This is a genomic window from Streptomyces parvulus (assembly GCF_014648855.1).
GTDB lineage: Bacteria > Actinomycetota > Actinomycetes > Streptomycetales > Streptomycetaceae > Streptomyces > Streptomyces parvulus.
On the sequence record NZ_BMRX01000025.1, the window covers coordinates 41,314 to 50,218 of the forward strand.

6 protein-coding genes are annotated in these 8,905 nt (G+C 73.8%); 2 read left to right on the plus strand and 4 right to left on the minus strand.

The window, feature by feature from the left end; genetic code table 11:
• The first annotated feature begins 229 nt into the window (after positions 1-229).
• A complete protein-coding gene (locus tag IE108_RS33320) occupies positions 230-2,449 on the plus strand; it encodes an MMPL family transporter (RefSeq protein WP_064726075.1) in 2,220 nt (739 codons plus the stop codon).
• A gap of 66 nt (positions 2,450-2,515) precedes the next feature.
• Here the strand turns inward: IE108_RS33320 and IE108_RS33325 are convergent, their stop codons facing one another.
• Positions 2,516-3,829, minus strand: coding sequence for an aspartate aminotransferase family protein (locus IE108_RS33325; RefSeq protein WP_064726074.1), 1,314 nt, complete (start codon positions 3,827-3,829; stop codon positions 2,516-2,518).
• 84 nt (positions 3,830-3,913) lie between these two features.
• Here IE108_RS33325 and IE108_RS33330 point away from each other — a divergent pair, with 84 nt between their 5' ends.
• On the plus strand, positions 3,914-4,861 hold the full coding sequence (locus tag IE108_RS33330) for a LysR family transcriptional regulator (RefSeq protein WP_064726073.1): 948 nt from the start codon (positions 3,914-3,916) through the stop codon (positions 4,859-4,861).
• 14 nt (positions 4,862-4,875) lie between these two features.
• Here IE108_RS33330 and IE108_RS33335 read toward each other — a convergent pair whose 3' ends face one another.
• The 3 genes from IE108_RS33335 to IE108_RS33345 all read right to left on the minus strand — a co-directional run bounded on the left by IE108_RS33335 (position 4,876) and on the right by IE108_RS33345 (position 8,658).
• The gene (locus IE108_RS33335) at positions 4,876-5,622 is read right to left on the minus strand and encodes a TetR/AcrR family transcriptional regulator (protein ID WP_064726072.1); all 747 of its coding nucleotides are present in this window, start codon (positions 5,620-5,622) and stop codon (positions 4,876-4,878) included.
• A gap of 193 nt (positions 5,623-5,815) precedes the next feature.
• Positions 5,816-6,466 (minus strand): CBS domain-containing protein, encoded by a 651-nt coding sequence (locus IE108_RS33340; RefSeq protein ID WP_064726071.1) that lies wholly within the window; start codon positions 6,464-6,466, stop codon positions 5,816-5,818.
• A gap of 92 nt (positions 6,467-6,558) precedes the next feature.
• Positions 6,559-8,658, minus strand: a complete 2,100-nt coding sequence (locus IE108_RS33345; protein ID WP_355277199.1) for a PP2C family protein-serine/threonine phosphatase — start codon at positions 8,656-8,658, stop codon at positions 6,559-6,561.
• Positions 8,659-8,905 lie beyond the last annotated feature (247 nt).

The following is an 8,905-nucleotide window of genomic DNA, read 5'->3' on the forward strand; positions in this document are numbered from 1 at the left end:
GCTGCCCGTGGCAACGGAATGCGGCGTACACCCATCGTGGCGATCTACACCGGAGGGAGAGGCGGACGAGGGTGCACTACACCCCTCGCAGTACGCCGGTCCAGACCCAGGGTCGGATCAATCCGGAAAATCCGCGGGCGAGCATGGAGGAGTACCCCGGTCAGCGCCTCGGCCTTCCCCCCATGTGCCGGGTCTTCGTCCTGCCCGCAACCCGACGGATTGGTCTCAGGTGGCTACGTTCCTCTATCGACTCGGCCGACGGGCGTTCCGGCGCCGCGGCCTCGTCGCCCTGCTCTGGGTGGCCATACTGGTGGGCGCCGGTGTCGCCGCGTCCACCGCGCCCGCCCCGCCCGAGGACTCCTTCTCCATGCCCGGCACCGAGTCGCAGAAGGCGTTCGACCTGCTCGACGAGCAGTTCCCGGCCGCCGGCGCCGAAGGCGCCACCGCGCGGGTCGTGATCCGCGCCCCCGACGGCGCGAAGATATCCGACCCGGCCGGAAAGGCCCAGGTCGGCGAGCTGGTCGACGCCCTCGGGGCCGGCCCCCAGGTCGCCTCCGTCGCCGATCCCTTCAAGGCCGACGCCGTCAGCAAGGACGGCACCACCGCCTACGCCTCGGTGACGTACGAGGTCAACTCCATGGAGCTGACCGACGAGGCCCGGGACTCGCTGACCGCGGCAACCGACGGGGCGCGCGAGGACGGGTACACCGTCGAGACCGGCGGTGACGCGGTCATGGCCGAGCAGGAGATGGGCGGCACCGCCGAACTCATCGGCATCGGCGTCGCAGCGGTCGTGCTCCTGCTGACCTTCGGCTCACTGGTCGCCGCCGGCATGCCGCTGCTCTCGGCGATCATCGGGGTCGGGATCGGCATCTCCGCCATCGGGGCGCTCGGCAGCGCGCTGGAGCTGTCCGCCACCACCTCCACCCTCGCGATGATGATCGGCCTCGCCGTCGCCATCGACTACGCCCTGTTCATCGTCTCCCGCTACCGCGCGGAGATCGCCGAGGGCCGCACCCCCGAGGACGCCGCGGGACGCGCCACCGGCACCGCGGGTTCCGCGGTGGTCTTCGCCGGCCTCACCGTCGTCGTGGCCCTGGCCGGCCTCGCGGTCGTCAACATCCCGATCCTCACCAAGATGGGCCTGGCCGCCGCCGGCACCGTCGGCATCGCCGTACTGATCGCGCTCACCCTGACCCCGGCGCTGCTCGGCTTCGCCGGCCGCAAGGCGCTCAGCCGCAAGGACCGCAAGGCCGCCGCGACCGAGCGGACCGCGCCCGCGAAGCCCAAGCTCGGCACCCGCTGGGCCCGGTTCGTCCTGCGGCGCCCGGTGACGGTGCTGCTGACCGCCGTCCTCGGCCTCGGCGTGATCGCCGTACCGGCCGCCGGGATGGAGCTGGGCCTGCCCGACGAGGGCAGCTCGGCACCGGACACCACGCAGCGCAAGGCCTACGACATGCTGTCCGACTCCTTCGGCGCCGGATTCAACGGCCCGCTGATGGTCACCGTCGACGCCCGGGACGCCGAAACCCCGCAGGCAGCCGCCGACAGCGTGCAGGACCGGATCACCGGCCTCGGTGAAGCCGCCGCCGTCACCCCGGCCCGGTTCAACGAGCAGGGCGACACCGCCGTCCTCACCGTGGTGCCCAAGACCGGCCCGAGCGACGCCGCCACCGAGTCGCTGGTCCACGACATCCGCTCGCTGTCCGGCGACATCGAGGCGGACACGGGCGCGACCATGCTCGTCACCGGCGCGACCGCGATGACGATCGACTTCTCCCAGACCCTGGACGACGCGCTCATCCCGTACCTGGCGCTGGTCGTCGGACTCGCCTTCCTGCTGCTCATGCTGGTCTTCCGTTCGGTCCTCGTCCCGCTCAAGGCCGCCCTGGGCTTCCTCCTGTCGGTGGCCGCGGCGCTCGGCGCGGTGGTCGCGGTCTTCCAGTGGGGCTGGCTCGCGGACGTCTTCGGCGTGGACCAGCCGGGCCCGATCATGTCGATGATGCCCATCTTCATGATCGGCGTGGTCTTCGGCCTCGCCATGGACTACGAGGTCTTCCTCGTGACCCGCATGCGGGAGGCGTACGTCCACGGATCGTCCGCCGCCGACTCCGTCACCACCGGCTTCACCCACGGCGGCCGGGTCGTCGCGGCGGCGGCGATCATCATGATCAGCGTCTTCTCCGGCTTCATCATGGAGAACGACGACATGATCAAGATGATGGGCTTCGGGCTCGCCGTCGCCGTGCTGTTCGACGCCTTCGTGGTCCGCATGGCCATCGTGCCCGCGGTGCTCGCCCTGCTCGGCACCAAGGCCTGGTGGCTGCCCAAGTGGCTGGACCGCATCCTGCCGAACGTCGACGTCGAGGGCGAGAAGCTGCACAAGGAGCTGGGCGACACCCCCCCGCCCGCCGAGCCCGCCCGCGAGCGCGAGCCGGCCGGGGTCTGAGACCCCGAGACCCTCGTACGGCCCCGCTGCCCCGGACCTCCGGGACGGCGGGGCCGTACCGCCGTGTCAGAGGGCCCGCGCGGCGTCGGCGAGCGCCTCGTCGAGGACGGCGACGCCCCGCCCGATCTCCTCGTCGCTCGCCGTCAGCGGCGGGGCGATGCGGAAGATGCCGCCCATACCGGGCAGCTGGACGATGTTCATGTGCAGGCCCAGCTCGTAGCAGCGCCGGGTGACGGCGGCGCCCAGCCGGTCGGCGCCGCCGTCGCCTAGGACGTCGTCGCCGACCAGCTCCATGCCGAGGAGCAGGCCCCGGCCGCGGACGTCGCCGACGACCTCATGCCGCCGGGCCAGCTCGTCGAGGCCGTCCCGCAGCGCCGCGCCGAGCCGCCGGGCGCGTTCGTCGAGCCGGTCGCGGACCAGGATGTCGAGAACGGTGTTGCCGACCGCGGCCGGCAGCGGGTCGTTGACGTGGGTGGTGAAGAACAGGAACCCGCGCTCGTGCGCCCGCCGCTCGATCTCCGCGCCGGTCACCACGGCGGCCAGCGGCAGCCCCGCACCGAGGGTCTTGGACAGCGTCAGGATGTCCGGCACCACGCCGTCGTGCTGGAAGGCGTACCAGTCACCGGTACGGCACAGCCCGGTCTGCGCCTCGTCGAGGATCAGCAGCATGCCCCGCTCCCGGCATTTGTGCGCCAGCGCGGCGAGATAGCCCGGCGGGAGTTCGACGACGCCGCCCGAGGACAGGATCGGCTCGACCAGGCACGCCGCGAGGCTGCCGACCGACTGGGCGTCGATCATCTCGAAGCCCAGGTCGAGCTGGCGGCGCCAGTCCAGCTCGCCGTCCGCGCCGACGACGGACGGGCGGTGGCGGTCCGGTACCGGCAGCGCGAAGTTGCCGGGCGCCGCCGGCCCGTAGCCCTTGCGGCCGGCGCTGTAGGTGGCGTTCGCGGCGGCCTGGGTCATGCCGTGCCAGGACCGGGCGAAGGAGACGATCTCGTGCCGGCCGGTGACGAGCTTCGCCATCCGCACCGCGGCCTCGTTCGCCTCCGCGCCGGTGGTCAGGAGCAGCGTCCTGTCCAGCGGTTCGGGCAGGGTGCCCGCGAGCCGCCGGGCCAGTTCGACGACCGGCGGGCTGAGCATGCCGCTGTGCAGGTGGTCGAGGTGGGCGACCTGCTCGCGCACGGTCGAGACGATCGCCGGGTGCGAGTGGCCGAGGATGGCGCTCATCTGCCCGGAGGTGAAATCGAGCAGCTCACGGCCGTCCTCGGTGAAGACCGAGGTGCCCGCGGCCCGGACGACGATCTCCGGCGAGAACGGTGCGTGGCCGGAGTAGCGGATGAGGTGGCGTCCCGGGTCGGTGCCGGGAGTCTCGGAAGGCATGCGCCCGACGGTAGGGACGCGGCCCTGCGCGCGTCCATCGCACAGTGTCGACACTGCTGTACGTCATCGCCGTACAATCGCGCCATGCTCCACTCCGGACGGCTGCACCTGCTCGGCCTGCTGGACACGCTCGGCACCGTCCGCGCCGTCGCCGAGACGCTGCACCTGAGCGCCTCCACCGTCTCCCAGCAGCTGGCGGTCCTGGAGACGGAGACGCGGTGCGCGCTGATCGAGCGGACCGGGCGGCGGGTGCGGCTGACACCGGCCGGACTGCTGCTGGCCCGCCGGGGCCGCGAGATCCTCGACCGCATGGCCGAGGCCGAGGCGGAACTGCGCGCCCTGAACGACGAGCCCATCGGCACGGTCCGCCTCGGGGTGTTCCAGAGCGCGATCTTCAGCCTCGCCGTCCCCGCGGCCGGACGCCTGGCCACCACCCACCCCCACCTGCGCCTCGAACTCGCCGAGATGGAGCCGCACGAGAGCGGGCCCGCCCTGCGCTCCGGCGAGGCGGACGTCATCGTCACCACCACCGACTACACCGGCCTGTCCTGGGGCGCGGACCTCGACATCGTCTCGCTCGGCAGCGACTCGGTCGTACTGGTGCTGCCCGAGGGGCACCCGCTGGCCTCCCGCACGGCGGTGGACCTCGCCGCCTGCACAGAGGAGACCTGGGCGTGCGACCGGCCCCAGACGTACATGGCCGACCTCACCGTGCGGCTGTGCCGCGAGTCCGGGTTCGAACCCCGGGTGGCCTGCCGCTTCGGCAACTACCTGATGCTGCTGCGGCACGTCGAGACGACCGGTTCGATCGCCCTGCTGCCCGCCCTGGCCGTCACACCGGAACACGCCGTCCTCACCCGCCGCCTCAGCCCGGCGGTGCACCGCAACGTCGTCGTCGCGGTGCGACGCGGCACCCCCAGACGCGCCGCCGTCGGCGCGGTCATCGCCGCCCTCCGCGCCCACCCGGAGATCCCCGCCCTCGCCGCGCCGGACGCCGCACGCGAGGGCCGCGGCGGCGGTCCGCATCCGTGAGGGCGCTCCCGCGCTCAGGCGGCGGGGATCCGCCGGTGGATGTCCTCGGCCATCATCCGCACCGAGGAGGCGAAGACCTCCGCCTGGTGCTCGCCGAGGAAGCCGGTGTGGCCGAACACCTCCAGGACCACCAGGCCGTGCAGATGGCCCCAGGCGCCGAAGAAGAGGGACGCGGCGGCGGACGGCAGGTCTCCCTGGGCGTTGGCGGGGAGCAGCGCCAGATGCTCACGGAACGAGGCGGAGAGCGGCGGGACGTCGGCGGCGGCGAGCTGGGCCGCGGTGAAGCCGCCGAACAGCTCCCGCTGGAAGATCGCGCCCATCCGGCGGACCGCCCGGGTCGTCGGGCCCTCCACGGGGGCCGCGTAGTACCGCAGCGGCGTCCCGTAGAGCAGCTGGAACCGTTCGGGGTGGGTGATGCCCCAGTCCCGGTACGCCCCGGCCACCACCAGCAGCCGGGCGGACGAGGGCGGCCCGTCCACCGCGTCCTCGGCCACCGCGTCGGCCGTGACCTGCAACGCGTCGGCCAGATCGTCGTAGGCCTTGGCGATGAGGGCCGTCACTAGGGCGTCCCGGTTCGGGAAGTAGTGGTAGAGCGCCTGCACCGTCATACCGAGGCTGCGGGCCACCGCCCGCAGGGACAGGGCGGCGGGCCCGTTCAGGGCGATGTGCTCCTCGGCGGCGTCCAGGATCTCCCGGACGGCCGCGGCCCGGCGCCGCTCGCGCAGGGACGGCGGGGTGGACGTGGGTCTCTCGGCCGGCATGGGCGGACCCTACGGCGCCCGCGACCGGCGCCGCACCGGGAATCCGAACACTGTCAGGCAGATCTCACACCGCCCGGGTCCACGTCCCCCCACCGCCCGGCCCCACGCCACCCCACCGCCGGGGCGCGAGACACCCCACCGCCGGGCTCCGCGAGGCCCTGTCACTCGGACCCGCGTCGCCCCGCCACCGCCCTCACCCTGCGGGCCGCTCCCCGGCCGGCCGGAACTCCACGGCCACCACACCGTCCACACTGCGGCAGTGCTCCTCCAGCGCCGGGACGGAGACGTGACCCGGCAGCAGGCCGCTGAGCACGACGTGCCCGTGCGTCACGTCCACCTGGACCGACGATGGGGCCAGACCGAGGGACTTCACCAGGGCCTCCTCGATGATCTCGGTGCGGATGGCCCGGTCCGCCCGCAGGAAGACCCGCAGCAGGTCGCTCCTGCTGACCACACCGATCAGGCGCCCGTCGGCGTCCACGACCAGCAGCCGCTTGATGCCGTGCCGCGCCAGCACCCGCGCGGCGTCGACGACGCTCCAGTCCTCCCCGGCGCACAGCGGGGGAGAGGTCATGAGCCCCGCCGCGTCGGTGGCGGACGCCTTGCGCCCCGCCGACCGGGACCATTCCTCGTACTCCGCGGAGCCGTCGGGTTCCGCGCCCCACATCTTCTGGAGGAGGTCCGCCTCGGACACCACCCCCACCGGGCGGTTCTCGTCGTCGACCACCGGGACGGCCGTGATGTCGTACTCCAGCAGCAGGTGGGCGATCTCCTTGAACGGTGTGCCGTGCTGCACGCGGATCACGGCGTCGCTCATCAGATCGCGCACCTTCTGGTGTTTCATGAACGGTCTTCTCCTCCGCTGCCGGCCCGTGCGACCGGCGTCCGTCCTTCTTACCCGTGCGAACGCGCCGCCCGCCCCCGGAGTGCCCCCCTTCACGCGAGGGGGCTGATCAGGAGCAGGGCGATGTCGTCGCCGGGGGCGGGAGCGTGCCGGATCAGGGTGTCGGCCATCCCGTCGAGGTCGGCGGGGTCGCCGGCCTCCAGCAGCCCGGCGAGGGCGGCGATCGCGTCGTCGAGATCCACACCGGGAGCCTCCACGAGCCCGTCCGTGTACAGGGCCAGCACGCTGCCCGGCGGGAGCCGGAACTCCAGCGACGCGTACCGGGCGTCCGGCTCGATGCCCAGCAGCAGCCCCGGTGGCACCCGCAGGACCTCCATCCGCCCGTCGGCATGGCGCACCAGCGGCGGCGGATGCCCGGCCAGCGCCACGCACGCGCGGTGCGTGGCGAGGTCGAGGTGGACGTAGGCACAGCTGGTGAACAGGCCCGGGTCCAGGTCGTTGACCAGCCGGTTGGTGCGGGCCAGCACGTCGTCGGGCGGCGCGCCGGCGGTCGCGTGGGCGTGCACGGCGGTGCGGACCTGCCCCATGAGCGCGGCGGCGTCCACGTTGTGCCCCTGCACGTCTCCGATGGCGGCCGCCGCCGTGTGCTCGTCGAGGCGGATGAGGTCGTAGAAGTCGCCGCCGACGCTGACACCGCTGGCGGCCGGGAGGTAGCGGGCGGCGACGCTCAGCCTGGGGATGCGGGGCAGGGTGTGGGGCAGCAGCGCGGACTGGAGCCGGTGGGAGAGGTGGTGCTTGGCGTCGTAGAGACGGGCGCGGTCCAGCGCCTGCCCGACGAGCCCCGCCAGCGACGTGAGCGCGGCCCGCTCGCCGGGCGGGAAGACGTGCGGCCGCGCGTAGGCGAGGAGCAGCGACCCGATGGGGCGGCCGGACGCGATCAGCGGGAGCACGGCCCAGGCGGCCATCCCGTCCTCGTGCGGGATGGCCGGGTACGCCGCGCGCAGTTCCTCGAAGGTCGTCCAGAACCCCGGGACCCCCGTGGACATGACGTCGACACCGGGGACGGCCGGGTCGAGCGGGCTCGCGTCGTACCGGTCCAGCAGATCGGCCTGGTACCCACGGTGGCCGACGATCCTCAGCCGGCCGTCCTCCGGGGCCATCACCACCATGCCCTGGGCGCCCAGCGCGGGCAGCAGCTGGTCGGCGGTCTGTTCGACCACGTCCTGCACGCCCACCGCCTCGGTCAGCGTGGAGGCCAGGTGCATCAGGTGGTACAGCACGGTGGCGCGGCTGGGCCCGGAGGCCGGTGCGGAACGCGAGGGGTCCTCCTCGCCCCGGGCGCCCGGCGTGATGCGCACGCTGAGCCCGCTGGCGTCCGGGTACAGCTCGAAGGACAGCCAGGTGTCCGGCGGCCGCAGCACCGTGAAGGCCTGCCGGCGCCGGCTGACCAGCGCGGCCCGGTAGCGGTCCTCCACGTGCGGTACGTCCATCCAGGGCAGCGCCTCCCACGGCAGGGCGCCCAACAGGTCCGTCCGGCCGGCGCCGAGCAGTGCGGCCGCGCCCGCCGTGACGAAGGTGATCCGGCCGTTCAGGTCCAGGGCGCAGGAGCCGCCCGGCAGGCGGTCCACGAACGCCGACAGCGCCGCCGCCTCGAACGGGGAGGGGGTGCGCGGCCTGGGCGGCGGGAGTGTCCGGGGGCGATCCGCGGTCGGCAGCCGCCCGTCGCGGTCCAGCATCGCCTCCACGATGCCGCCCAGCCGTCGGCAGCCCTCCTCGATCACCGCGCGCTCCGCCGCGCCGAGCCGCTCCGGATGGTCCCCGGGCCACAGCAGCACCAGACCGCCCCGGACGGCGGTGTCCGAGACGAGCGGGGCGGCGGCGAGCGCGAAGTCGTACGGCAGGACGAGCGCCACGCGCGGGTACCGGCGGGCCATGTCCTCGCGGCCGCCGCGCCACACCAGGCGCCGCTCGCGGACGGCGTCCGCGACGGGCATCGGGTCGGTCAGCCCGACGCGCCGCCACGGCGCGGCCATCTCCTGCGGCACCCCGGCCACCAGGACCTGCCACAGCGCGTCGTCCCCCGGGGGCAGTACGTACAGCAGTCCCCCGAAGGCGCCGCTCTCCCGCACCACGGCGGCCATCGCGGAGTCCATCACCGGCGCGCCCGGGCCCGTCGCGGGACCGCCCGGCATCGGCCGGACCGCACTTCACCCATATGAGGACACTACGCCCGTACCGCCGTGACGGCATGCGAGCGGGCCGGCCGATGCCCCCGGCCCTCCCTCGTCGGCCGGAGCCGGCCGGCGGCCTTCGCGGTCCTGATCACCGCGACCCACCCCTCCTGCCGCGCCCCCTCCCGGGCCGCGGCGCCGCTCAGGGCTGGGTGAGGGTTTGGGGGTAGTCGGTGATGATGCCGTCGACGCCGAGGTTGGTCATGGT